Genomic DNA, 26,191 nt, shown 5'->3' with positions numbered 1-26,191 from the left:
AAGCGGAAAAGTGCGGACTGTGTAGGCCAAGGCGTAGCCAGAACCGCAAAATGCAAACCCGGCATTAGTAATAGACAAACAAGCATCATCTGGCCGGAGTTGGGGGCAGCCGCAACCCTAGGCTGCAAAGGGGCTCGAACCCCGGGGCTGAAGGGTGGTAAACGCTTCTACTCCTGTTGATATAGTAATAATTCCTTAACATTATCCTACCGTTGGCAGGATGCCCTTGCTGGTAGCTTTGCCCCGTTAAACACGCCCTTATCACCACTCCACAACCAAACCCTTTCCTATGCGCTACCCCTTGCGCTGGCTAGCAGCCTCCGTGCTGAGCCTCTCTGTTCTTGCCTGTGCCAAGCAGGAAAATTTTCCCTCGCCAGCGGCCATCAGTGCCACGGCCACCACGAACGTCAGCAGCGCCGGTTTCCCGGAGGGCTTTGAAGCTGGCACCAAAACAGCCTACACTACGGGCTCCGTTACCTTGGGCTCCGGCTCCTGGACCCTGAACGACGCACTGCTAGGCAACACCACCGCCGACCCCAAAACCGGCGCGCAATCGGTACGCATCCGGAACGTAGGCTCCCTCACTACCAACTTTAACTTGACCACCGGCGCAGGGGTAGTAACCGTGCAACACGCCGTGTACGGCACCGATGCCAGCTCGCAATGGGAACTGTGGGTAAGCCAGAACAGCGGCAGTACCTACACCAAAACCGGCAGCACCATCACCACCAGCAGCGCGGCCCTGAGCACGGCCTCCTTTACCGTGAACCTGAGCGGCAGCGTGCGCCTGCAAATCCGGAAGATTTCGGGTGGCACCAACCGCATCAACATTGATAACGTGACGGTGGAGCAGTACGGCGGCACCACCACGCCTCCAGCCACTGGCAGCAAGAAATTCCTGTTCGATGCCTCGCACGGGGAGCTGGCCGGCAACGCCGACTGGGTACTGGATGTAGACGCTGGCCTGACCCCACGCTACCCGTCGCCGGCCCAGAGCGGCATCACCAGCACCACCGCCGAAACCTACTGGACGGGAGCCGTGTCAGCGTGGGGCGTGGCCCTCGTGAAGCTCGGCCACAGCGTAGAGCAGCTGCCTACCGGCACGACCATCAGCTACGGCAACACCAGCAACCCGCAGGATTTGGCCAACTACAGCGTGTTTGTGGTAGATGAGCCGAACACGGTGTTCACGGCCGCCGAGAAAACGGCTATTCTGCAGTTTGTGCAGAACGGCGGCGGCCTGTTCATGATTTCGGACCACACTATTTCCGACCGCAACAACGACGGCTGGGACTCGCCCGAAATCTGGAACGACCTGATGCAGAACAACTCCGTGAAAGCCAACCCCTTCGGCTTCTCGGTAAACATGGACAACATTGTGGAGAACAGCACCAACGCGCTGGCTTCTACCACCAACACCATTATGAACGGCTCGCAAGGCAAAGTTTCGCAGCTTTCCTTCCACAACGGCGCGACCATGACGCTTTCGCCCACCGCCAACAGCACCGTGCAGGGCTTGATGTGGCGCACTTCTGCTACCCAGGGCAACAGCCTGGCCATGGCGGCCAGCAGCACCTTCGGTACGGGTCGCGTAGTTATCATCGGCGACTCTTCGCCGGCTGACGACGGCACCGGCTCGCCCGGCAACACCGTGTACGACGGCTGGAACGAGAACGTAAGCCACGCCCGCTTGCACCTCAACGCCTCCCTGTGGCTGGCTAAGCTGCAGTAAGTTGCGCTAGCGGTAGGGCCTAGGCACTTACCGCTACTAAACCCCAACGCCCCGTTGCTGGCCTCCGCCGGCGGCGGGGCTTTTTCGTGAACCAGCTTCAGCCTGAAACACTCATGAAACCGGCTTTTTGGCGAGATACGAAACAAGGCGAGGTACAACCGCATTTGCCATTTGAAATAAGCTATATCACCAAACCCATCAAGCAGGCACCAGAAATCCGTCAATACGTCACCATTCAGAGCGGCTTTAGCACTAGCGTTTCACGGCATGTGCTGCGTACCTTGCCAGCTCCGTTTCTGAATCCCACTCGCGTATGATTTCTACTCGTTTTCTGCCCCTGCTGGCGGGCGCGCTGCTCGCTACAACTAGCCCAGTACTCGCCGCTAAAGCTCCTGTTGTAACCGTTGCTAGCCCTGCTTCGGCTGCCAAGGCCGCTGGTATTCAGCGTATCGACCCCACGTTCTGGTGGGTAGGCATGAAAAACCCCAAGCTGCAGCTGCTGGTGCATGGCCCCGGCATTGCTAGCAGCACCGCTACCCTCAAGGCGTATGAAGGGGTATCGTTAGATGGCGTGCAGAAGCTGGAAAGCCCCAACTACTTGCTGCTTAACCTCACCATCAGCCCCACGGCCAAGCCGGGCAAGCTGCAGCTGGAGTTTAAAGGCGACAAGAAGCAGACCTACGCTTACGAGCTACGCCAGCGTACTACCCCCGGCGACAAGCAAAAGGTGCAGGGCCTCACCCAGCAGGACTTCATTTACTTCCTGATGCCGGACCGCTTCTCGAACGGCGACCCGAAAAACGACTTCATCAAAGGGATGCGTGCCCCCAAAGCGGCTCGCGACTCGATGTATGCGCGCCACGGCGGCGACCTGAAAGGCGTTGAAAATCACTTCGACTACTTCAAGAGCCTAGGCGTAACGGCCCTCTGGATGACGCCCGTCACGGAGAACGATATGCCCAAGGCCAGCTACCATGGCTACGCCCTCACCGATTACTACAACACCGACCGGCGCTACGGCACGACTGAGGAGTACAAGCAGTTTGTGGACAAGGCGCACCAAAACGGGTTTAAGGTGGTGCACGACGTAGTGCTTAACCACATGGGCTCCAAGAACTACCTGTTCCTGGACCAGCCCGCCAAAGACTGGTTCAACCAGTGGCCCAGCTTTACACGCAGCAACTACAACTCCCAGGCCCTGAATGACCCCTACGGCTCGGAGCTGGACCGCAAGCTTTACAACCGCGGCTGGTTTGACACCACCATGCCCGATGTAAACCAGAGCAACCCGCTGGTAGCTACCTACCTCATCCAGAATTTCCTGTGGTGGGTAGAGTACACCGGCCTCGATGCCTACCGCATCGATACCTACCCTTACTCCGATACCAAGTTCTTGATGCAGTGGGGCCAGGCCCTTACCGATGAGTATCCACAGCTGTTCATGTTCGGTGAGGCCTGGGTAGGCAGCACGGCCCAGCAGGCTTTCTTTGCCCGCAACATTTTCCAGCCTGTGGATGGCTTTAAGTCCAACCTGGCCTCGGTGTTCGATTTCCAGTCGCAGGGCGCGGTGCACGATGCGCTACGCGGCGACCAGCCCAATATGAACCGGATCTATGATGCCCTGCAAGGCGACTGGATGTACGAGGACGCGACCCGCAACGTGACGTTCCTCGATAACCACGACATGAGCCGGTTCTACTCTGTTATTGGGGAGGACTTTGCGAAGTACAAGCTGGGCGTGGCGTGGCTGCTTACTACCCGAGGCATTCCGCAGCTCTACTACGGCACGGAGGTGCTGATGAAGAACTTCTCGAACCCCGATGGTAAAGTGCGCGAGGACTTCCCCGGCGGTTTCCCCGGCGACAAGCAGAACTACTTCACGGCGGCAGGCCGTACGGGCCAGGCTGGCGAGGCCTTTACCTATCTGAGCACCCTAGCCAATTACCGCAAGGCGCACCCCGTGGTGGCTACCGGCAAGCTGATGCAGTTTATTCCGCAGGATGGCGTGTACACCTACTTCCGCTACAACGAGCAGGGTGAAACCGTTATGGTAATGCTGAACGGCAACAAGGAAGAGAAGACGGTGGACGGCGCCCGGTTTGTGGAGCGTACCAACGGCTTCACTTCTGGTACTGAAATAACTACCGGCGCCACCGTTTCGGATCTGAAGAGCTTCCGGATTCCGGGCCGCACGGCTTGGGTTATTGAGCTGAAGAAGTAAGATTAGCACGGGGCAGCGGGAACCACCGCCGCCCCGTGCCACTTATGCAGTACCACCCGGTTACGTATCTTCAGCTTAAATCTGCTAATCCTATGACCGACCTGACCGATCAAGTAGCCATTGTGACGGGAGCCAGCCGCGGTATTGGCCGCGCTACGGCGCTTTTGCTCGCCATGCAGGGCGCCAAAGTGGTAGCCGTAGCCCGCAGCTCCGAGGAGCTTAACGAACTCAACGCCAAAACCCAGGGCCTAGCCATTCCGGCGGATGTTTCGGATGAAGCCGATGCTGAGCTAGTTGTGACCGAAACCCTGAGCCGATTTGGCCGCCTCGATATCCTGATCTGCAACGCGGGCGTGGGCTCCTTTAACTTGCTCGAAAACTACGAGGCCGATGAGTGGGAACGGATGTTCAACGTCAATGTAAAGGGCACCTTTCTCATGTGCAAAGCCGTAGTGCCGCACCTGAAGGCGCAGGGCTCGGGCCACATTGTAGGCGTTGCTTCTGATGTAGCCAAGCGCACCTTCGAGCATGGCACCGTATACGGGGCCAGCAAGTTTGCGCAGGATGCCATGCTAGGCTCGTTGCGCAAGGAAGTGCGGCCCTTTGGCGTGAAAGTCAGCACGATATACCCCGGCCTGGTGGACACCTATTTCAATGAGTCGAAACCTGGCGGCCTGGACACCGAAAAAACGCACCTCAAACCCTCCGATGTAGCCCAAGCCATCCGCTACGTGCTGGAGGCACCGGCCCACGTGGTGGTAGATGAGCTGATGCTACACCCCTTAACGCAAGAGTGGTAATCTTTCAGTTGCCGGTTGCGAGCTGCCTGTTGCCCGCAAGTACTAGGTAGCCGGCATCCCGCAACCAACAACTGCTTACCTTACCTATCTATGAAACACCTGCTACTGCCTGCGGCGGCCCTTTCCCTGGGGTTAGCTTCGTTTTCTTTGTTTTCCCCGACTTCGCAACCTTCCGTGCCTGTGGCAGAAACCGCTTTCTCCTCGGACCCCAATACCACCGACGAACAACCCCAAGATCATAAGCTGGTAATTTACCAGATGATGACCCGCCTGTTCGGCAACAAAACGGCCGTGAACAAATCCTACGGCACGCTCCAGGAAAATGGCGTGGGAAAGTTCAACGACATCAGCAACACCGCCCTGCAAGCCATCCGGAAAATGGGCGCCTCACACGTGTGGTACACCGGCGTGATTGAGCACGCTACCATGACGGACTACACCAAGCACGGCATTGCCCTCGATGATGCCGATGTGGTAAAAGGCCGCGCCGGCTCACCCTACGCCATCAAGGACTATTATGATGTAGACCCCGACCTGGCCGTGGACGTGAAGAACCGGATGCAGGAGTTTGAGGCCCTAGTAAAGCGCACCCACGACAACAAGCTAAAAGTCATCATCGACTTTATTCCCAACCATGTAGCGCGCACCTATAAGTCGGATGCGCACCCGGTGGGCGTCGTGGATCTGGGCCAGAAGGATGATAAAACCAAGGCCTTCACACCCAATAATAACTTCTATTACCTGCCCGGCAAGTCATTTGTGGTGCCGGCCGGTTACAACCCACTTGGGCCGCTAAGCGGACCTAGGGAAGACAAGAAGTTTCAGGAAGTGCCCGCCAAAGCCACCGGCAACGACGTGTTTTCGGAGGCCCCGAGCGTGGATGACTGGTTTGAAACCATCAAGCTCAACTACGGCGTCGATTACCAGAACGGCCGGGCCAAGCATTTTGAGAAAACGCCCGACACGTGGCTGAAAATGCGCGACATCCTCATCTTCTGGACCAAGAAGAATGTAGATGGTTTCCGCTGCGACATGGCCGAAATGGTGCCGGTAGAGTTTTGGGCCTGGGTAATTCCGGAGTTGAAAAAGGTGAACCCCGACCTCATCTTTATTGGGGAAGCCTACGACGCCAAAACCTACAGGATGTACATCGAGCAGGGCCACTTCGACTACCTCTACGATAAGGTGGGCCTGTACGATGGCCTGCGCCGCCTGATGCGCGGCGAGGGCACCACTGAGGATATTACGAAGGTGTGGCGCGAAGAAAGCCGCGGGTTCTCGGGCCACATGCTGCGCTTCTTGGAAAACCACGACGAGCAACGTATTGCTAGCAAGGATTTTGCCGGCAACCCTCGCGCCGCCATCCCGGCCATGACGGTTTCGGCTACCCTAGCTACGGGCCCCGTGATGCTGTACTTTGGGCAGGATGTAGGCGAGCCTGCTCTGGCCTCCGAGGGTTTCTCAGGGGAGGACGGCCGCACCACCATCTTCGATTATTGGGGTGTGCCGGAACACCAGAAGTGGATGAACGGCGGCAAGTTTGATGGCGGCAAGCTCAGCCCCGAGCAAAAGCAGCTCCACGACTTTTACACGCGCCTGCTTACCCTCACCAGCCAGAGCGACGCCATCCGTAAGGGCCGCTTCTACGAGCTACAGGACGCCAACAACCTCGATGCCCAGTACAACCAGCGCCAGGTGTACACTTACCTGCGCTTTACCGACAAGCAGAAGCTGCTCATCGTGGCCAACTTCAGCCCCGATAAAACCTACAAGCCTACGCTCCAGATTCCGAAACAGGCCATGGAGCTGATGGGCCTGAACGCCGCCCAACGCTACACCTACACCGAACTGCTGAACCAAGCCCCGCCCGTGGAGTACCTGAACCTCACACTAGCCCCCCAGAGCGCCTACATCTTCGAAATCAAGCCTAAAAACTAATTCTCGAGCAGTGGCATTCGGCTTCGCGGTTTGCTTTCCTCTCTGATTTTCAACTTCCCACTTCTACATTCCTCCCTCCATGGCAACCAGCGTAGCGGCTACCCCCACTAGCACCCGCGAAAAACCCCGCCTCAGCTTCTGGCAAATCTGGAACATGAGCTTCGGCTTCCTCGGCATTCAGTTCGGCTTCGCGCTGCAAAACGCCAACGTCAGCCGCATTTTTGAAACCCTAGGCGGAACCGAAATTGCCTTGTATTGGCTGGCTGCCCCGCTAACTGGTATGCTGGTGCAGCCTATTATCGGGTACATGTCGGACCGGACCTGGAGCCCAAAGTGGGGACGCCGGCGCCCGTTTTTTCTGGTTGGGGCCATCCTGGCTTCATTTGCGCTGCTGGTGATGCCTAACGTATCGGCCCTCTGGATGGCGGTAGGCATGCTCTGGATCATGGACTCCAGCATCAATATCAGTATGGAGCCTTTCCGGGCTTTAGTTGGCGATTTACTACCCTCTGAACAGCGCACAACTGGCTTTGCTGCTCAAACCTTCTTTATCGGGGTGGGGGCCGTAGTAGCGTCTATGCTGCCTTGGATGTTTACTAACTGGTTCGGTATTGCCAATACGGCACCGGCCGGCCAGATTCCGCCGTCTGTGAAGTACGCTTTCTACATTGGGGGGGTAGTATTCTTCCTGGCCGTGCTCTGGACGGTGATGAACACCAAAGAGTACCCACCAGCCAACATGGCTGAGTTTGAAGAAGAAAAGCGCCGTACGGCAGGCTTCTGGAACGGCATCCGAGAGTCTTTCAAGGGCATAACCAACATGCCCAAAACGATGGCCCAGCTCGCCATTGTACAATTCTTCTCCTGGCTGGCGCTGTTTTCGATGTGGATTTACACAACTCCTGCCGTAACCAGCCACATTTACCATACCACGGATACTACCTCGAAGCTCTACAACGAAGGGGCTGACTGGGTAGGAGTATGCTTTGCGGTGTACAATGGTATTTCAGCCATTGCGGCCCTGCTGCTGCCTGTTATTGCTCGCGCCACAAGCCGCCGCGTTACGCACTTGCTTTGCCTAGTAGCCGGTGGCATTGGCCTGATTTCCATCTACTTTATTCAGGACCCTAAAATGCTGCTCGTGTCGATGATAGGGGTAGGTATTGCTTGGGCTTCTATTTTGAGCGTGCCATATGCGATGTTAGCCGGCGCCTTGCCCGCCAACAAAATGGGCTATTATATGGGCGTGTTTAACTTCTTCATCGTCATTCCGCAGGTAGTAGCTGGCTTGATCCTAGGCTTCTTTACCAAGTCGGTTTTTGGAGGTGAGTCGGTCTACACGCTCGTGCTGGGTGGCTGCTCCATGATCATCTCCGGTTTACTTACGCTTCGGGTAAATGATGCCGATGACATTCGCCTTCCTGCTGAGGGCACGGTATTGGCCACGCCGGCTGGAGCCTATGAAGCACCCGTAGAAACCGACCCGCGCCTGTAGCCCCCTTGATTATATCTAATTAAAAGAAGGCTCCTTCTACCTATAGAAGGGGCCTTTTGCGTTTTAGCAACTACGTATTTATACAAAAGTATAGTTTAGTAAAATCAGCATTTACCCGGCAACAACACCTAGCTGCACAGTCGTATTAGCTAGGTAAGCAGCTACGTTTCTATGTATTATGAAATTTGCGTGGCTTCCTCTTTTTACTGGTAGCCATATGACATTTCCGATCCTCTTTTTTGGGTTATTCTTCGGCATCTTTTTGCTGGTGTTGCTCCTGCTAGTGCTATCACGGCCAGTTTTACCAGAAACCAGCGCTCGGCCCCACGTGAGTATCCTAATTGCGGCCCGGAATGAGGAAACAACCATAATCCGTTGCCTCACGGCACTTACCAAACTGAATTATCCGGCCGAAAAGCTCGAAATCCTGATTGGCGACGATGCCTCTACCGACAACACGGCCGCCCTCATTGAGGCCTTTATTCAAGACAAGCCACAGTTTCGGTTGCTGTCTGTCCGGCACCAGCTTGGCTCGGCCCGGGGCAAAAGCAACGCGCTAGCGCACCTATGCCGCGCAGCCTCCACTGACTACCTGCTGTTCACCGATGCCGACATGGCCCTGCACCCCGATTGGGTGCAGACGATGCTGGCCGCAGCGCCCGAAGGCGTAGGTATCGTAACGGGCATCACCACGGCTGAAGGCACGCTTTTCGGGCGACTCCAAGGCCTCGACTGGCTATTTGGACTAAGCCTGATCAGAATACTGACGGATTTGCGCCTGCCCATTACGGCGGTGGGCAACAACATGCTGGTAACGCGGGCTGCCTATACCTCCATCGGGGGCTATGAGGCGCTGGCCTTTAGCATTACCGAGGACTTGCAGCTGTTTGAGAAGGTAGTAGCTCAGGGCTGGGGCTACCGCAACATTGTGACGCCTAGTGCTCTAGGTGTTTCGGTTGCGCAACCCACTGTGCGGCACTTACTGCAACAACGGAAACGCTGGATGAAAGGCGCGGTTCGGCTGCCCTGGCAGGTTGGTATACTGTTCAGCTCGTACGGGTTTTTCTACACGGTGCTGGGCTGGCCGGGGTTGCTGCCTGTTGGCACCCTAGTAACCTTGTATGCTGCCAAAGTGGCCTGCCAGACACTGTTCCTGGCCATTACCCTACGGCAGGCCGGGCATCGGGAAAAGCTGCACGTGTTGCTGCTGTATGATGTTTATCTGCTCTTTATGTCGTTAGCGGTGCTCACGTACACGTGGTGGCCCACTGGCATTCACTGGAAAGAGCGCCGGTACACTTGGGCCGAGGGGTAGGGGACAGACACTGCCCTAGTAGCCATGCGGGCGCGGCGGGCTGCAAACCGATATGCAAAGCAGAATCAGGCCGGGGCACCTGCCGGCTTGGTTGGTACTGGCTTTTCTTTAGCGGTACTAGGTTGCTCGCCAATAGAAGGCTAGCGCGAAAAAGTAGAGTAGGAAGCAGAGCACTCTTTTTTGGTGTGCAAAGCGGTAGGCACTAGGCACCATAGCTACGCAAACCATGTGGCACAGAAAACCCGGTTTAGCGAGTTGCAGGGCCTAGGGCTGGAAGTACAGCATTGTTATTTCAACAACTTTGCGGCAGATGTTGTGTTACTTTTCACAACGCAACCTGCCTAGCGTTGAAATTGTCTTTAGCCGTGTAACTTTCCACCCGTATTTCCTCATTTCTATTTTCCCATAATGACTCGCAACCACTTGTTGCTGCTGGGCCTGGGCGCCTCGCTTGCGTTCCAGCCTGCTCAGGCTCAGCAAAAAAAACCTACTACCAAACCCGCCACTGTTGCTAAAGCTCCTGCCGCTACCGCTGGCGGTGCCCGCTTGGTGGAGAAAGTAACCCGCAAAGGCTCGGAGCTGGTTATTCCGTACGAGAAGTACGTGCTGCCCAACGGCCTAACCGTGATAGTGCACGAAGACCACTCTGACCCACTAGTGCACGTAGACGTGACGTACCACGTAGGATCAGCCCGTGAGCAAATCGGTAAGTCGGGCTTTGCTCACTTCTTTGAGCACATGATGTTCCAGGGCTCCGATAACGTGGGCGACGAACAGCACTTTAAGCTCGTATCGGCCGCCGGTGGTACCCTCAACGGCACTACCAACCGCGACCGGACTAACTACTTTGAAACCGTACCAAGCAACCAGCTCGAAACGGCGCTGTGGCTGGAGGCTGACCGCATGGGCTTCCTGCTTGATGCCGTAACCCAGCAGAAATTTGAGGTGCAGCGCTCCACCGTGAAAAACGAGCGGGGCCAGAACTACGACAATCGCCCTTATGGCCTGGCTTCCGAGAACGTAGCCCGCACACTGTACCCCTACGGCCACCCCTATTCGTGGCTGACTATTGGCTACCTCGAAGACCTAGACCGCTCGAACGTAGACGACCTGAAGAACTTCTTCCTGCGCTGGTACGGCCCCAATAACGCTACCCTCACTGTGGGCGGCGATGTGAAGGCCCAGGATGTAGTGAAACTGGCTGAAAAATACTTCGGCCCCATCAGCAAAGGCCCGGCCGTAGCGGCCCAGAAGCTGGCAGCCCCCAAGCTGACGGCCGACCGCTACGTAAGCTACACGGACAACGTGCGCTTCCCGATGATGCAGGTGGTGTTCCCAACGGTTCCTAGCGGCCACCCCGATGAGTACGCCCTCGATGCTCTAGCCCAGATCATTGGTCAAGGCAAAAACTCGTTGCTCTACAAAAACCTTATTAAGCCTCAGCAGGCTATTCAGGCTCAGGCCTATAACAGCACCTCGGAGCTGGCCGGTGAGTTTACGATGGTAACCTTGCCCTTCCCCGGCAAAGGCCTCGACAGCCTTGAGGCGCAAGTACGCCGCACGCTGAAGGAATTTGAGCGCACGGGTGCCACCGCCGAGCAGGTGGCTCGCTTCAAGTCTAGCACCGAAGCACAGGTAGTAAATAGCCTGAGCAGCGTGAATGGCAAAGTAAGCCAGTTGGCCGCTAACCAAACGTTCTTTGGCAACCCCAATCGCCTGCCCCAAGAGCTAAAGCAGCTGCGCGCGGTAACGCCTGCCGAGGTAAACCGGGTGTACAATCAGTACATCAAGGGCAAGCCAGCTGTTATTTTGAGCGTATTGCCCAAAACGGGTGGTGCACCGGCCAAGGCCGATAATTACACCGTATCAAAAGAAGGCTACAAAGCGCCAAACTATGGCTATGAAGGCCTGACCTACGCTAAGGCAACCGATACCTTCGACCGGAGCAAGCAGCCAAAAGCAGGCACTAACCCCGTAGTACAGGTTCCGGCCGTATGGCAGGAGTCGTTCGGCAACGGCCTGCGCCTAATGGGCAGCCGCAACACCGAAATTCCGACGGTGACCATGCTGCTCACTATCCGCGGCGGCCACCGTTTGGAGCAGGCTATGCCAAACAAAGTAGGCGTGGCAGCTCTCACGGCTTCGTTGATGAACGAAGGCACGCAGAAGTACACGGCTGAGCAGTTTACCTCAGAGCTAGATAAGCTGGGCAGCAGCATCCGCGTATCGTCCGGCGACGACAACACGACGGTGTATGTGCAGAGCCTGACCAAAAACCTGCCTGCTACCATGAAGCTGCTGGAAGAGCGTCTACTCCGCCCACGCTTCGATGAGGCCGACTTCGCCCGGTTGAAAAAGCAGACGCTGGAGGGCATTGCCAACCAGAACACGCAGCCGGTAGTTATTGCCGACAAAACGTTTGCCCGCCTGGTGTATGGCCCGTCCAACATCATGAGCGTGCCTACCAGCGGTACGGCCTCTACCGTAACCGGCCTCACCCTGGATGATGTAAAGCAGTTCTATCAGCAGAACTACGCGCCAAACGTGAGCTACCTGGTAGCCGTGGGTGACGTAGACCAGAAGGCGCTGACCAGCCAGCTTGGCTTCCTGCAAAGCTGGGAGAAGAAAGGCGTGACCTTGCCAGCCGGCGAAAATGCCGCCCAGCCCGACAAAACGCGCATCTACTTCGTGAATAAGGACGGGGCCGCGCAGTCAGAAATTCGGGTGGGCTACCTCACTCCCCTGACCTATGATGCTACCGGCGACTTCTACCGCGCATACCTCTCGAACTATCTGTTGGGTGGTGCTTTCAACTCGCGCATCAACCTGAACCTGCGCGAAGACAAAGGCTACACCTACGGTGCCCGCTCGGGCTTCCAGGGCAGCCGCTACGTGGGTCCTTACACGGCGCAGGCCGGCGTGCGGGCTGATGCTACTGCCGCTTCGGTGAAGGAGTTCATGAAGGAAATCCAGAACTACCGCAACGGCATCACCGACGAGGAACTGCAGTTCCTGCAAGCTTCGGTGGGCCAGAACGATGCGCTACGCTACGAGACCGGCCAGCAGAAAGCCGCCTTCCTGGCGCGCTTGTTGGAGTACGATCTGTCGAAGGACTACGTGCAGCAGCAGAGCACCATTCTGAAAAACCTGAAGAAGGAAGAAGTGCAGGCCATAGCCCAGAAGTACCTGCCCGCTGACAACATGTACATCGTGGTAGTCGGCGACCGGGCCAAGGCTTTCCCGGGCCTGAATGAGCTAGGCTACGAAGTAGTAGAACTGGATGCCGATGGTGGCCGCGTGGCTGCCGCCGCTGCTCCCGCTGCTCCGGCTGCTGCCACCAGCGTTACCCCTGCTGCCGACACGGAAAAGATGAAAATCAAGACTAAGGACGCGAACGGCAAAAAGGAAAAGCGCAAAGCCAAGCAAGACAAAGACGACGCAAAGGCCAAAGCTGAGTAAGTAGCCTTTCTTCTAGATTCTTTAAAAAGTCCGGCTCCGGTGGAGCCGGACTTTTTTTGTTGGCGGCAAGCATCACAATACGTCAAGTTTGCGGTTACAGAAGGGGTAGTGGAACCTCTTGCCCAAGCTCCTGTGTCAGGTAGATGCAGCCGCCGGGCCGAAATCTGTATCTTTCCCAGGCCCGTATCAGGCAGCAAACCTATGGTAGTGGAGAAAGACCCCGCAACGACTCGGGCGCTGGACGATGTATTGGCCCGCCTCGATGCCTTTAAGCGCAAGTTTTATATAAGTCTGCTGGTGCGCGGGCTGCTGGTTACCGGCGGGCTGCTGCTCAGCCTTTTCCTGGTATTTAACCTACTCGAGTACTTCCTATACCTGCCTACTTGGGTGCGGGCCGGGTTGTTTTTCGGGTTTGTGGGCGGCGTAGTGTACGCCTTTGGGCGCTGGATCTGGCAGCCCCTATCAGCCCTGACCAACCTGCGCCGCATGCTTAGCGATGAGCAAGCTGCCCAACGAGTAGGGGAGCTATTCCCGGACGTGCAGGATAAGCTACTGAACGCCTTGCAGCTGCGCGGCCAGGCCCAGGACAATGCACTGCTGGCCGCCAGCCTAGAGCAGCGGGCCGGCCAGCTGCGCGGTGTAGAGTTCAGCCGGGGTATTAATATTAAGGCCCAGACCAAACCATTATGGAAGTACGTGGCCGTACCAGCCGCCGTAGTGGCACTTTTGCTGCTGGTGTACCCTAGTCTTTTTGTGCAGGGCACCGAGCGGATTCTGCACTACAACCGCAAATACACCCCACCGGCTCCCTTTCGGTTTGTGGTGGAAAACAAGAACCTAACGGCTTTTAAGGGCGAAGACTTCACGCTGAATGTGACGGTGGAAGGCACTGCCCTGCCCAATGAAATCAGCATTGTGTATGATGGCCGCGAGCGGCATTTGGTTCGGGAAGCTGGTAACCGCTTCCGATTTGATTTTCGGCAGTTGCGCCAGAACGTGGCTTTTCAGCTGGCAGCTGCAGGCTTCACCTCTTCGGAGTACGACCTGACAGTGCGGGCCCGTCCCAACCTGCGCGACTTTGCCGTGCGCGTTTCCTACCCCGCCTATTTGCGCAAACCGGCCGAAACCATCCGCAACACCGGCAACCTCACCGTGCCCGAAGGCTCGGACATTCGGTGGGAGTTTGACACGGAAGCTACCGACCAGCTCCAGCTGAAATTTCGGAATCCCGATGAAACGGTAACGGCCCAGCCCGACGCCAGCCAATTTTTACTAGCCCGCCGCGCGGTAAAAAGCCAGCAGTACTCAGTGCATTTGCGCAACGCTGCCAGCCCCAACCGCGACCCGATTGAGTACCAGTTGACAGTAATTCCGGACCTAGTACCGGAGGTAACGCTCGAAGCCTTTCAGGACTCTACCTCGCTACGCTACCTGGCCTTAGGCGGCAACGTCCGCGACGATTATGGCCTTTCGCGCTTACAGCTGCACTACCGTGTGCTAAGCAAAGGCCGGCCCAACGCCGGCTACCAGACGCGCGCCCTACCCCTAGGCAGCGGACCCAGCCAAAGCTATGCTTACCAGTGGGATGTGCGCCCTCTGAACCTACGCCCCGGCGACCGGCTGGAGTACTTCGTGCAGGTGTGGGACAACGACGGCGTGCATGGCCCTAAAGCTGCCCGCAGCCGCACCGCTGAGTTCCGTTTACCCAACCGGACCGAGTTGCGCCAACAACTGGCCTCTCAGAGCCAAGCAGTACAAAGCCAACTGAGCCAAGCGGCGCAGGAGTCAAAGAAGATGGAGCGGGAGCTGGCCAAGGCAGAAGACAAGCTGAAGGTGAAGCGCGACCTAAACTTTCAGGATCGCAAGCAGCTCAAAGACATGCTGGATCAAAAGCAGCAGATGGACCAAGCCCTCAACGACCTCAAGCGCCAGTTTGAGCAACTGCAGGAGCAGCAAAACCAACTCGATCCGCAGAAAAACGAGGAATTGGCTCAGAAGGCCGAAGAGCTGAAAAAGCTGATGGAAACCCTGCTGGACCCCGAAACCAAGAAGCTGTACGAGGAGCTGCAAAAGCTACTAGACCAGCAGCAGGACCAAAACCAGCCCGATATGCAGAAACTGCTGCAACAGCTGGAAAACAAGGAAAACACCTTGCAAAAAGAGCTGGAGCGCGCCCTCGAAATGTTCAAGCAATTGCAGTTTGAGCAGAAGCAGGACCAGGCCCTGGAAAAGCTGCAGCAGCTAGCCCAGGAGCAGCAGAAGCTGGCCGACGAAACCCAGAAAAACGACAAGAACAACCCCGACAACAACCTCAGCAAAGACCAGCAGCAGCAAAAGCAGCAGAACCTGAAACAGCAGCAAACCGAGCAGCAGCAAAAGTTTGAGGAGCTAAAGCAGGACCTGAAGCAAATGAAAGAGCTGGACGAGCAGCTCGACGGCCAGAACGGCGCCGATGAGATGAAGCAGGACCAGGAACAAGTAGACGAGCAGCAGCAGGAAAGCCAGGACCAGCTGGGCAAAAGCCAGAACCAGAAAGCCAGCCAAAGTCAGAAGCAAGCCGCCCAGAAGATGCAGCAGATGGCCCAGAAGATGCAGCAGCAAATGGACCAAGAGGAATCAGATGAGCAGCAGGAAAATATCGACGACCTGCGCGACATTCTGGAAAACCTGCTTAAGCTCTCCTTCGACCAGGAAAACCTGATGAAGCAGTTCCGAACCGTTGATCAGAGCGACCCGCGCTTTGTGCAACTGGGCCAGACGCAGCGCAAGCTCAAGGACGACGCCCGGGTAGTACAGGACTCGTTGTATGCCTTGGCCAAGCGCGTGTTCCAGATCAAAAGCTTTGTAACCCGCGAAGTAGGCGAGATGAACGGTCGCATGGACGAAAGCCTCGATCAGATTAGGCAGCGCAGCATTGGCCGGGCAACCAACTCCCAGCAACTGGCCATGACCAGCATGAACAACCTGGCCCTGATGTTGAACGACGCCTTGCAGCAAATGCAGGAGCAGCAGCGCCAAAGCCAGAGCCAGCAACAGCAGGGTGGGGGCAAACCCGGCCGTAAAAAGAAGAAAGGTAGTAGTGCCGGCGAAGGCCAGCTAGGCCGCATGCAACAGCAGCTCAACCAGCAGATTCAGCAACTACAGCAAAGTGGCAAGCAGGGCCGCGCCCTTTCCGAGGAGCTGGCCAAGCTGGCAGGGCAGCAACAAATGCTCCGGCAGGCCATGCAGGAGCTAGAACGCATGCAGCAGAAAAGCGGCGGCAAACCCGGCTCCAACAAAGACGGCAAAGGCCAAGACGGCGCCGGCGGCCTCGGCGATGTAAAAAAAATGATGGAACAAACCGAAACCGACCTCGTAAACAAGCGGCTGACGGAGCAGACTATCATGCGCCAGCGCCAAATCCTTACCCGTTTGCTGGAAGCCGAGAAATCGGCCAGGGAACGGGACCAGGATGACAAGCGCGAAGCCCAGACAGCCCAAAACCGTCCGCCCGTGTTTCCGCCCGCGTTTCAACAATACAAACGACAGCAAAACCGGCAGACGGAGCTCCTTCGCACCGTCCCACCGGCGCTTACTCCGTACTATCAGCGCGAGGTGAGTGAATATTTTCAGAAAATGAAATAGCGTTCAGCTAATTTTACCCCCTTCCCCCGCTGCCCCCTCTTTTTCTTTATATGAAGCAGGTTAAAATTCAGATTCCTTCGCTGGTCGAAAATATCCGTGTTGTGGAGAGTTTCATCGATAACTCGAAGGACACGTTTCACATCGAAGACGATATCTACGGCAACATCATGGTGGCCGTAACCGAGGCAGTAAACAATGCTATCCGCCACGGCAACAAGTTCGATAAAGACAAAAACGTGTTTCTGTCCTTATCTGTAGATCAGAACCTAGTAAAGTTCGAAATCGAGGACGAAGGCACCGGCTTCGACTACACGAACCTGATTGACCCCACGGCTCCTGAAAACCTGGAGAACCCAGGTGGTCGGGGTATTTTCCTGATTCGCCATTTGGCGGATGAGGTAGAGTTCCGGAAAGACGGCCGCAACGTGCAGCTCACGTTTATGCTGCCTGCTTCTTCGGCCACTCAGCCTACCGTAAACGGCGCCGAAACTGCCACCTACTAGCCTCCTTTTGCCACGATGAGCGATTTGCCAACCGAGCACAATGACCAGGAAGACGATGACTTTGGCCGCGACGAAGGCCCAGGCATTGAATTTCTGGTAGAAGATGTTGTTTTTGAGCTAGCCGATGCCCAGGAGCTAACCTCCTGGATTGAGCGCGTGGCAGAAGTACACGAGCATGAAATTGTACAGCTCACGTACATCTTCTGCTCCGATGAATACCTGCACAAGGTAAACGTGGAGTACCTCAACCACGACACCTACACCGACGTCATCACATTTGATAACGCCGATGATGCCGATATTCTCGAAGGCGACATCTTTATTTCCGTGGATCGGGTGCGCGAAAACGCGGCGCAAATGGGCGTCTCGTTCCGTGATGAGCTGCACCGCGTTATGATTCATGGCGTGCTACACTTACTCGGCTACGCTGACAAGGACCTGCTTAGCCAGACGGCTATGCGCAAAAAAGAAGATGACTGCCTGTTACTGCGCACCTTCTAATTCGCTGGCCTTACAGCTTTCAACATATAATATCAGAAAAACGCCCGCCCTTCAAGCGGGTGTTTTTTTGTGTATTACAGCGCAAGCAAACCACTAGGTACCCGAAGCACTTCACCCCCTCACAAAGGGTAGTGAAGAAGTGTGCAGGACGCATTATACTGTCAGCGGTTCAGGGCTGGTTGCGACCTAGCACTAATGTGCGTTATCTTTCATTTCCCGTATTGCGCACAACTAGCTACCTCTATGGCCGCAAGCCCTTCCTATACACCCGTTATCCGAGGCGAGGCGCTGGATTTTTATCTGAGCCAAGGGTATTACCGAATGCACCAGGATCTGTTCACCTGCCGGTTTCTACCCCTTGATAATTCCTTGTATACTGTGCACTGGCTGCGTATTGCGCTGGAAGAGGTGCATTATGGGGCTGAGCAGCGCCGACTACTGCGCGCCAACCAACGGTTTACGGTCATTATTAAGCCTTTCCAGCTCACAGAGGAGCTAGAGGAGCTCTACGGGCTTTACCGCAGCTCCATTACGTTTGATGCCCCCGAAACGGTTGAAGCCTTTTTACTAGCTGGGGCCAACAGCAATGTGTTCAATACGGAGATAATTGAGTTGCGCGACGGAGACCAGCTAGTGGCAGCAGGCATCCTGGATAACGGGGCGCGCAGCATGGCCGGCATCATGAACTTTTACCATCCGGCGTACCGCAAGTATAGCTTGGGCAAGTACCTGATGTTGCTGAAAATCAATCGGGCCCGGCAGCAGCAAATGGACTACTACTATCCGGGTTACCTGGTACACAACTACCCCAAATTCGACTACAAACTGTTTCCGTGCCAGGCTGCTACGGAAGTGTTTGATAGCGCCAGCGGCCGGTGGCTTCCCTTTGCCTGGAATACCGTGGCGGCTCAATCAGCTGATTTACTTACCGATTGGCCCGTTGATTTTCTAGATCAGGACGCCGCCGAATAAGCCAGCCTAGGTGCCTATCGGGGTTGAAGCCCGGGCCGGGCCTAGGCAGCTTGCGGTTAGGCAGTGCGCAAAGAAGAGCGTAACTGCGTATCTTTGCACACGTTTTGAGCGTGTTGCGTCCGGTTTTCGGAACTGATTTCTTTGGAAGCGCCCGCCCAAACGCGGGCGTTTTGCGTGCTAGGCCGCGCGAACTTTGTCGTTCGCTTTTCCTGTTACTCCATTCAGCCATTTACCAGCCGGCCGTAGTGCATACCAGTTGCCTTGCAGCCAGCAGCCTTACATCATTTGCTTTCGCGGTCCATGTTACAGCAAGAAGAGTACGACGTTATTGTAGTAGGAGCCGGCCACGCCGGATGTGAGGCCGCCGCCGCGGCCGCTAACATGGGCTCCAAGGTTCTGCTCGTGACGATGAACATGAACACCATCGCCCAGATGTCGTGCAACCCGGCCATGGGCGGGGTGGCTAAAGGCCAGATTGTGCGCGAGGTAGATGCGCTGGGCGGCCAGTCGGGCATCATCACCGACAAAACCATGATTCAATTTCGGATGCTGAACCGCTCTAAAGGCCCCGCCATGTGGAGCCCCCGGGCGCAAAGTGACCGGATGCGCTTTGCTGAAGAGTGGCGCATGACCCTGGAGCAAACCCTGAACGTGGACTTCTGGCAGGAAGCCGTAACGGGTTTGGTGGTAGAAAACAACACGGTAGTTGGTGTAAAAACCCAGCTCGGAATTGAGTTCCGGGGCAAAGCCGTGGTGCTTACCAACGGTACCTTCCTGAACGGCCTCATCCACATTGGTGAAAAGCAGTTTGGCGGTGGCCGCGCCGCCGAGAAAGGCAGTACCGGCATTACGGAGCAGCTCAAAGAGCTCGGGTTTGAAGCTGGCCGCATGAAAACTGGCACGCCACCCCGTGTAGATGGCCGCTCCCTCGACTATTCTAAAATGGAAGAGCAAGCCGGCGACGAAAACCCCAGCAAGTTCTCGTACCTCGACACGCCCGCTTTAGTAAAGCAGCGCCCCTGCTACATTACCTATACCAACCCGGAGGTCCACGAAATCCTGAAGGAAGGCTTCGAGAAGTCGCCGATGTTTCAGGGCCGCATTAAGGGGCTTGGGCCGCGCTACTGCCCTAGCGTAGAAGACAAAATCAACCGCTTTGCTGACAAAGACCGCCACCAGATTTTTGTGGAGCCCGAAGGCTGGAGCACCGTTGAAGTGTACGTGAATGGCTTCTCAAGCAGCCTGCCCGAGGACGTGCAGTACCGGGCTTTGCGTAAGATTGCGGGCTTCGAAAACGCGAAGATGTTCCGCCCAGGCTACGCTATTGAGTACGACTTTTTCCCGCCTACGCAGCTCCACCTCACGCTGGAAACCAAGCGCATCCAGAACCTCTACTTCGCGGGCCAGATCAACGGCACTACGGGCTATGAGGAAGCTGCGTGCCAGGGCCTCATGGCTGGTATCAACGCCCACAACAAGGTGCACGGCAAAGAGCCTTTCATACTGAAGCGGAGCGAAGCCTACATTGGCGTGCTCATTGATGATTTGGTAAATAAAGGCACCGACGAGCCGTACCGTATGTTCACGAGCCGCGCCGAGCACCGCCTGTTGCTGCGCCAGGACAACGCCGACCTACGCCTCACGCCGCTGGGCCATGCTCTGGGCTTAGCTTCTGAGGAGCGCATGGAGCTAGTGCGCGAAAAAGGACGCCAAACGCAGGAGGTAGCCAAGCTGCTGAAAAACCACAGCATCGAGCCCCAGGAAATCAACGATTGGCTGACGGAAATCGGCTCGGCAACCATCCATGAGAAAACGCGCGCTGTAAACTTGCTGCGCCGCCCCAACGTGGATTTGGCCGCACTGGCCCGAGTGCTGCCCGGCCTTACGCTGTCCCTAGCCCCCTACGGCCCCGAAGCTCTGGAGCAAGCCGAAATTTTGGTAAAGTACGAGTCGTACTTGGTGAAAGAACACCAGCAGGCAGCCCGGGTGCAGGAGCTAGAAAACTTCCAGATTAAAGGCCGCCTGGACTACCAGGCCATGCCGGCCCTCTCGCACGAAGCCCGCGAAAAGCTGCTCAAGATTCAGCCCGAAACCCTGGGGCAGGCGTCGCGGATCAGTGGGGTTTCGCCCGCCGATGTATCGGTACTGATGGTGTATCTAGGTCGGTAAGGCAGCTAAACCTGCGTGTTTAGGCTGATCTGCCAGAAAAAACGGTGCCACGGATTCTCGCTGAATTCGTGGCATCTTTGGTTTCGTACCTTCGTGGTGCAGCCGACGGCGGTAGCAGTTGTATTGCCGGGCGCAGCGTTATCAAATTAATCAGCGCAAATCTGTGGTTTACGAGCGTTTGGAGAAGTGCCCCGTCTGTGGCAAAACCGAGTTTAGCAATAAACTGGTAGTAGAAGATAAATCGGTTAGCAAGGAAAGCTTTGCCATTCAGCAGTGCCAGGCCTGCTCGTTCCAATTCACCAATCCGCGGCCCGATGCGGCGCACATTGGCAGCTATTACGAGTCGGACGAATATGTATCCCACAACAGCGGTGCCGGTGGCATGATCAATCAGGCCTATAAGGTGGCTCGTTTTTTCACGATGCGCCGTAAAGTGGCTCTCGTAAATAAGCTGGCGCCGCGCAAAGGCAGCCTGCTGGACTACGGCTGCGGGACGGGCCATTTTCTGGCGGCGGCTAAGTCCAATGGCTGGAAGGTGGCGGGGTGGGAGCCCAACGCCCGCGCGCGCGAAGAAGCCACCCAGCGCGTTGGCCAGCCCTTGCCACTCCTGGATTTAGCCCAGCTCCCAACTGCCACCTATGACGCTATTACCCTGTGGCACGTGCTGGAACACGTTCATGAGCTGAACGATACCCTTCAGCAGCTCATCCGGTTGTTGAAGCCCGATGGCACCCTCATCATTGCCGTGCCCAACATTGATAGCCTGGATGCGCAACACTACCGCCAGGACTGGGCCGCCTACGATGTGCCGCGGCATCTGTATCATTTCAGTCCCAAAACCATGAAGCAGCTGCTCAAAAAGCACAAGATGCAGGTGCAGGAGGTGCTTCCGATGCCGCTGGATGCCTATTACGTGAGCATGCTCAGTGAAAAGCACCGCGCCGAGCGGGGCGGTGGAATGCTGACGGTGCTCAAAGCCGGCTACCAGTCGAACCGCTACGCCTCCAGCCACGATGGCCAGTACTCCAGCCTGATTTATGTGGCCCGCAAGCGCGCCACGGCAGGGTAGGAGGGAGGCTACCCTGCACACACTCTGAAAGTTGCCATTCCGGCTACTGCTAACAAAGTATGCTTCCGTAGTGGGTGAGCAGCTTTTTTGCAGGGGCCGGAATGTCAGTTTTTGCCTTTATCGGCGTTGAGCACCTAGTAAGCCAGGGTTGCCGCGCCTCGTTGTACCTTCGGGGTGCCTGAAGCAGCCACCGCTGCCGGCCTCCGTTCCCGCTACCTATTGTATATGTTACAACCAGCCCGAGCTAGTCTTTTTCTCTGCTTTCTGGCCGCTACGGGCCTGAGCGGATGCGCTGCCATCAGCACACCCGAAGGAGGCATCCGCGACACTATTCCGCCTAAACTCGTGAAGAGCATACCTGCCAACGGCGAGCGTAACGTGCAGGGCCAATCAGTGCGGCTGGAGTTTTCGGAGCAGGTGCAGGTAAAGGATTTGCAGAAGAACTTGATTGTGGCTCCGGTCCTCGGCGAGAAGGACACCTATAAAGTGCGCGAAGACCGCACCTCCATTACCCTGCTCTTCGATAAGCCGTTTGCAGCCAATACCACGTACTCCTTTAACTTCGGTAGCTCCATCAGTGACATTACGGAGAGCAACCCGGCAGAAAAAGCCATCATTAGCTTTAGCACCGGCGCGCAGCTCGACTCGGGCTCGGTGCGCGGGGTAGTAACCGACTTACTCACGGAGCAGCCCACCGAAAATGTATCGGTGGTATTGTACCCCGAAACCGATACGGCCAATATCCGGCGCGGCAAGCCCTACTACCTGGCCCGCACCGATAAGCAGGGCGCCTTTGAGCTGCAGTATCTGAAAGCTGGAAAATACCGGGCGTATGCATTGCTGGACAAAAACCAAAGCAACCGCTACGAGGAAGGAGAGCGTATTGCGTATCTGCCCGACTTGCTTTCTGTGAGCGGCACCACACTCGACAGCCTGCGTTTTCAGCTGGTACGCCCCGATTCGCGCCGTGCCCTTATCACTACCCAAAAGCCCGGCCCAACGGAGTATCGGATTTCTTACAATGAAGGGGTGGAGCGCATTGTACTTGCCCCACTGGGCGCAACGGCGGCCGCCCCAGCCGCTCCCCAGCTTAATGAAGGTGTGCTCCTAACGGAGCGCGGGCGCACGGCCGTCTTGTTTCGTACGCCAGCACTCACGGAGGGCCGCTACCTGCTGGCCGCTACCGACAGTGCCGGCAACGTAGGCCGTGATACTGTCAATGTCCGGTTTCAGGGCACGGCACCGGCCAAACGGGGCGCTACCTATGCCGTGGAAGGCAGCCCGCGGGAGGTGTACCGGCAAGGGCAAGTGCGGTTTGTGTTTAATGAACCCATTCGCTTCGATGCCAAAAGGCCCTTTGGCACGCTAGTAGAAGACTCGGTGAAGCGCCGGCCGCTCCGCGTGCCACAAGACGGAGCGCTGAGCCCCGACCGCACTACCCTCACCGTAGCTCTAAACACCACTGCCCGTAAAAACGTCGTTATTCTGCTTGATAGTACAGCTATTCAAAATCTATCGGGGCAGCCGCTTGGACTAAAGCCGTTGCGCTTGCGTGTAACAGATCAGAATGCTGCCGGTACGCTCAGCGGCTCCATCCAGACCAAAGCTACCCGGTATTGGGTGCAGCTATTGGACGGTACCGGCCAGGTCCAAACAACCCTCGATAGCCCCCGTGGCACCTACCGCTTCAATAACCTGCAACCCGGCGCTTATCGCATTCGGGTGCTGATTGACGCGAACAAAGACGGGCGCTGGCAAGGCCCCGACCCCCAGCTGCGGGTGCCTACGGAGCCGGTGTACCTCTTTCCCAAAACCATTCAGGTCCGCTCTAATTTCGATAACGTGGAGGCCATTAGCTTCTAGCTCCCTATGTTTTCACGCAGCAACGCCCGATTCTGGTCTCCGGAATCGGGCGTTTTGTTTGGCCTATGGTTCTGCCGTCGCTTCACGTTGCAAAGCCGCATAGGTACGCCTGTTGTCAGGGTAGTCCTGTGTAGCATCCTAGGCGCGCTGGCTAGCAGTTGCTATTAGTGTCCCGACAAGTAGCAGCCGGCACCGAAGTCGGAATAATCCTACTGCGGGCTATATAGGCTATGCTCCATTTAGATATCCACACAGCAAATTGGGCCTCCTGCTTCATCAGGGCTGTTTTTAGCTACCCCGGTTACAGCAATCCACATAGTTTTCCACGTCCTGATTCACTGAGGGCATAATCTGTGGATAATGGTGGGGAAACCTATGGATAACTCGTGGAGAACTTGCGGAGAAGTTTTTTTGGATGTTCGGTGGCCCTTACACCTGCCTTCGAGCCCTAGTCAAGCGTGGATAAGGGTGGATAACTATCCCCCGAAAATACTACAATCCACATCGTACAGGAATGTGAATTGTGGATTTGTGTACAAGCTGTGTGAATTGTGAAAAACGTATTTAACGTGTTATAAATCAGATGATTATTTTCCACACACCCTGTTGATAGACGGTGTATAACTGCATTCTTGTTCACATGTTATCCCCGGTGTGCATAACCTCATTTTCTTATCCACTTATACACAGCCCTAACGATGGATAACAAAGAAGAATTTATTTAAAAAAGAATCTTAAAAGTTATTAACTGTGTGGAAAAGCGGGGCTGAACCAAAATGCAGTTCGGACCCTGGTCGCTGCCCGGAAAAGTCTGCGGCTCAGAAAACGCACGTCAAGTGGTTTGGGCAAATTCGAGGCCTAGGGTGCGTAGGCCGTAAAGTTTTCGTCTAGCAGAAAGAGCGTTATGCTGGGTCTAGTAGCGTCCCGTGTGCTGACAGTAGGCTCGTAACTCAGTGCTGCAAGCGAGGTGCTTCGCTATGCATTACTGTGCTTCCTTCGCTATCCACACGGCCTAGGTCGTTCAGGCCGCCAAACCGGTGCGGCCGGGTGATGCAGAGCTGCCTTCCGTGGAAAACCGCCCGTGCATCCTCCCAAACACTAGGCTTTGTGGGAAGCTAAACTGCTGAAACCTACAAAACGGCCATCTCTGTGGATAGGCTTGTGGATAGCAGTTGCTATGCCCACATGTATATTGTTTAGTTGTTTATAACCAGCCGGTTATCCACATGAAAAGCCCGGTTATCCACGACATAGGTTTCAGGAAGCAACAAATACGCAGCCCTAGGGTACTTACCGGCGTATAGCTGCTTTAGCTCAGCCTTACTGCCTTTGCCCATGCCGTTCGACTATACCTTGGATTTCCGGATCGTTGATTTCCGCCAGCACCCCGAGCTGTACCGCGTGGGTAAAGGCGAGCAGGGGGTGCTGCTTGTACAGCCGTATAAAGCCGAGATTCTGCCCCACTGGCGCTTCCGGACGCCAGATGTGGCCCGGGAGTCATCGGAGTATATCTACGGGCTGTTTGAGGCCTATTTACAGAACGAAGACTTTGTGGGGGCCGATATGGCTCGTAAGTTTCTGCAGATGGGGTTTACTAGGGCCCGGCGCTACGCCAACCATCAGGGCGGCAAAAAGTATGACGGGCCCGTACCAGCCGATAAAAAAGGCCAGAGCGGCGCCCACGGACGCGCGGAGCTTCCTCGTTCCCCCGAAGACCCTGAAAAGGCTGAAGCGGCTGCTATATTCAAGCAGAAGTGGGACGAGGCTAAGCAGCATCCGGACTATGTGCGGCAACGCGCCGCGTTCGAAGCGCGTTACGGCAAATGACATTCCAGAACCCCTACCTTTACTTTCCCTGAACCCTTCACCCTTGACCTAACGGTTATGCAGACACCAGCCCAATCCTCCAGCACCGAAGAAAACGAAATCAGCCTAGGCATCGGCATGGGCCCGCTCAAGTTTGGCGCTACCATGGATGAGGTACGCGCCCTGATGGGAGAGCCCGAAGAAATAGAAGAGTCGGAAGACGACGATGAGTTTGAGCACCAAGCTTGGAACTACCTCGAGGAAGGATATTCTCTGTATTTCGACCGCGAAGACGACTACCGCCTGAGCTGCATCGAGACAGACCACCCCGGTATCAGCCTCTACGGCGAGCCCATTCATGGCAAGAGCCCCGAAGCAATTCAGGAGCTAATGAAGCGCCACGGACACGAGCAAAGCGAAGTAGAGAAAATGGACACTGGCGAGATGCGCATCTCCTACGAAAAGGAAATGATTGACATGTATTTCGATGAAAACGAACTGCAGTTTGTCAACTTCGGCGTGTTCATCAACGACGACTTAGAGGTACAATGGCCCGCCTAGGTTAGAGTTATCCACAAAACAAACCAAAAATTGTGTTGATAAGTGGATAAGTGCTTAATTGTCCGGGGTTTTACCCAACACTAGGTACGCAAAGCTAACAAACCCTCCATAAAGCCAGTGCGCTGAAAATCAGCCGAACACAAAAAAAGCCGCTCCAGAATTG

16 protein-coding genes are annotated in these 26,191 nt (G+C 56.0%); all 16 read left to right on the top strand.

Annotation, left to right across the window (positions count from 1 at the left end; all coding sequences use genetic code 11):
• The first annotated feature begins 289 nt into the window (after positions 1-289).
• Positions 290-1,732 (top strand): hydrolase, encoded by a 1,443-nt coding sequence (locus tag ACYVHC_RS08245; RefSeq protein WP_460613215.1) that lies wholly within the window; start codon positions 290-292, stop codon positions 1,730-1,732.
• A gap of 313 nt (positions 1,733-2,045) precedes the next feature.
• Entirely contained in the window at positions 2,046-3,953 is a 1,908-nt protein-coding gene (locus tag ACYVHC_RS08240; protein ID WP_460613214.1) for a glycoside hydrolase family 13 protein, read from the top strand.
• 92 nt (positions 3,954-4,045) lie between these two features.
• On the top strand, positions 4,046-4,753 hold the full coding sequence (locus ACYVHC_RS08235) for an SDR family oxidoreductase (protein WP_460613213.1): 708 nt from the start codon (positions 4,046-4,048) through the stop codon (positions 4,751-4,753).
• 90 nt (positions 4,754-4,843) lie between these two features.
• Positions 4,844-6,691: an alpha-amylase family glycosyl hydrolase gene (locus ACYVHC_RS08230; RefSeq protein WP_460613212.1), complete on the top strand. Its 1,848-nt coding sequence runs from the start codon at positions 4,844-4,846 to the stop codon at positions 6,689-6,691.
• A 79-nt stretch (positions 6,692-6,770) separates the two neighbouring features.
• Complete coding sequence (locus ACYVHC_RS08225) at positions 6,771-8,186, top strand: MFS transporter (protein WP_460613211.1); 1,416 nt, start codon at positions 6,771-6,773, stop codon at positions 8,184-8,186.
• A gap of 217 nt (positions 8,187-8,403) precedes the next feature.
• A complete protein-coding gene (locus ACYVHC_RS08220) occupies positions 8,404-9,501 on the top strand; it encodes a glycosyltransferase (RefSeq protein WP_460613210.1) in 1,098 nt (365 codons plus the stop codon).
• 408 nt (positions 9,502-9,909) lie between these two features.
• The gene (locus ACYVHC_RS08215) at positions 9,910-12,960 is read left to right on the top strand and encodes a M16 family metallopeptidase (RefSeq protein ID WP_460613209.1); all 3,051 of its coding nucleotides are present in this window, start codon (positions 9,910-9,912) and stop codon (positions 12,958-12,960) included.
• Between the two features lie 201 nt (positions 12,961-13,161).
• Positions 13,162-16,584: a DUF4175 family protein gene (locus tag ACYVHC_RS08210; RefSeq protein ID WP_460613208.1), complete on the top strand. Its 3,423-nt coding sequence runs from the start codon at positions 13,162-13,164 to the stop codon at positions 16,582-16,584.
• 50 nt (positions 16,585-16,634) lie between these two features.
• On the top strand, positions 16,635-17,087 hold the full coding sequence (locus ACYVHC_RS08205; RefSeq protein WP_460613207.1) for an ATP-binding protein: 453 nt from the start codon (positions 16,635-16,637) through the stop codon (positions 17,085-17,087).
• A gap of 15 nt (positions 17,088-17,102) precedes the next feature.
• On the top strand, positions 17,103-17,588 hold the full coding sequence (gene ybeY, locus ACYVHC_RS08200) for an rRNA maturation RNAse YbeY (RefSeq protein WP_460613206.1): 486 nt from the start codon (positions 17,103-17,105) through the stop codon (positions 17,586-17,588).
• 243 nt (positions 17,589-17,831) lie between these two features.
• Complete coding sequence (locus tag ACYVHC_RS08195) at positions 17,832-18,560, top strand: GNAT family N-acetyltransferase (protein WP_460613205.1); 729 nt, start codon at positions 17,832-17,834, stop codon at positions 18,558-18,560.
• 300 nt (positions 18,561-18,860) lie between these two features.
• Positions 18,861-20,729, top strand: coding sequence for a tRNA uridine-5-carboxymethylaminomethyl modification enzyme MnmG/GidA (gene mnmG, locus ACYVHC_RS08190; RefSeq protein ID WP_460613204.1), 1,869 nt, complete (start codon positions 18,861-18,863; stop codon positions 20,727-20,729).
• A gap of 163 nt (positions 20,730-20,892) precedes the next feature.
• Positions 20,893-21,798: a class I SAM-dependent methyltransferase gene (locus ACYVHC_RS08185; RefSeq protein ID WP_460613203.1), complete on the top strand. Its 906-nt coding sequence runs from the start codon at positions 20,893-20,895 to the stop codon at positions 21,796-21,798.
• A gap of 225 nt (positions 21,799-22,023) precedes the next feature.
• A complete protein-coding gene (locus ACYVHC_RS08180; RefSeq protein ID WP_460613202.1) occupies positions 22,024-23,661 on the top strand; it encodes an Ig-like domain-containing protein in 1,638 nt (545 codons plus the stop codon).
• A gap of 1,335 nt (positions 23,662-24,996) precedes the next feature.
• A complete protein-coding gene (locus ACYVHC_RS08175) occupies positions 24,997-25,488 on the top strand; it encodes a DUF4385 domain-containing protein (RefSeq protein ID WP_460613201.1) in 492 nt (163 codons plus the stop codon).
• 57 nt (positions 25,489-25,545) lie between these two features.
• On the top strand, positions 25,546-26,028 hold the full coding sequence (locus tag ACYVHC_RS08170) for a hypothetical protein (RefSeq protein ID WP_460613200.1): 483 nt from the start codon (positions 25,546-25,548) through the stop codon (positions 26,026-26,028).
• The last annotated feature ends 163 nt before the right edge of the window (positions 26,029-26,191 follow it).

Source organism: Hymenobacter seoulensis (assembly GCF_054780535.1).
The sequence above is the reverse complement of the archived record's forward strand: the minus strand, read 5'-3'. Positions and strand labels throughout refer to the sequence as shown.

Excerpts from the sequence above, each read along its gene's own strand:
- ACYVHC_RS08245 (WP_460613215.1), top strand. The coding sequence starts at position 290 with ATGCGCTACCCCTTGCGCTGGCTAGCAGCCTCCGTGCTGAGCCTCTCT.
- ACYVHC_RS08175 (WP_460613201.1), top strand. The coding sequence starts at position 24,997 with ATGCCGTTCGACTATACCTTGGATTTCCGGATCGTTGATTTCCGCCAG.
- ACYVHC_RS08240 (WP_460613214.1), top strand. The coding sequence starts at position 2,046 with ATGATTTCTACTCGTTTTCTGCCCCTGCTGGCGGGCGCGCTGCTCGCT.
- ACYVHC_RS08205 (WP_460613207.1), top strand. The coding sequence starts at position 16,635 with ATGAAGCAGGTTAAAATTCAGATTCCTTCGCTGGTCGAAAATATCCGT.
- ACYVHC_RS08180 (WP_460613202.1), top strand. The coding sequence starts at position 22,024 with ATGTTACAACCAGCCCGAGCTAGTCTTTTTCTCTGCTTTCTGGCCGCT.
- ACYVHC_RS08225 (WP_460613211.1), top strand. The coding sequence starts at position 6,771 with ATGGCAACCAGCGTAGCGGCTACCCCCACTAGCACCCGCGAAAAACCC.
- ACYVHC_RS08195 (WP_460613205.1), top strand. The coding sequence starts at position 17,832 with ATGGCCGCAAGCCCTTCCTATACACCCGTTATCCGAGGCGAGGCGCTG.
- ACYVHC_RS08170 (WP_460613200.1), top strand. The coding sequence starts at position 25,546 with ATGCAGACACCAGCCCAATCCTCCAGCACCGAAGAAAACGAAATCAGC.
- ACYVHC_RS08230 (WP_460613212.1), top strand. The coding sequence starts at position 4,844 with ATGAAACACCTGCTACTGCCTGCGGCGGCCCTTTCCCTGGGGTTAGCT.
- ACYVHC_RS08220 (WP_460613210.1), top strand. The coding sequence starts at position 8,404 with ATGACATTTCCGATCCTCTTTTTTGGGTTATTCTTCGGCATCTTTTTG.
- ACYVHC_RS08235 (WP_460613213.1), top strand. The coding sequence starts at position 4,046 with ATGACCGACCTGACCGATCAAGTAGCCATTGTGACGGGAGCCAGCCGC.
- ybeY (WP_460613206.1), top strand. The coding sequence starts at position 17,103 with ATGAGCGATTTGCCAACCGAGCACAATGACCAGGAAGACGATGACTTT.
- ACYVHC_RS08210 (WP_460613208.1), top strand. The coding sequence starts at position 13,162 with ATGGTAGTGGAGAAAGACCCCGCAACGACTCGGGCGCTGGACGATGTA.
- ACYVHC_RS08215 (WP_460613209.1), top strand. The coding sequence starts at position 9,910 with ATGACTCGCAACCACTTGTTGCTGCTGGGCCTGGGCGCCTCGCTTGCG.
- mnmG (WP_460613204.1), top strand. The coding sequence starts at position 18,861 with ATGTTACAGCAAGAAGAGTACGACGTTATTGTAGTAGGAGCCGGCCAC.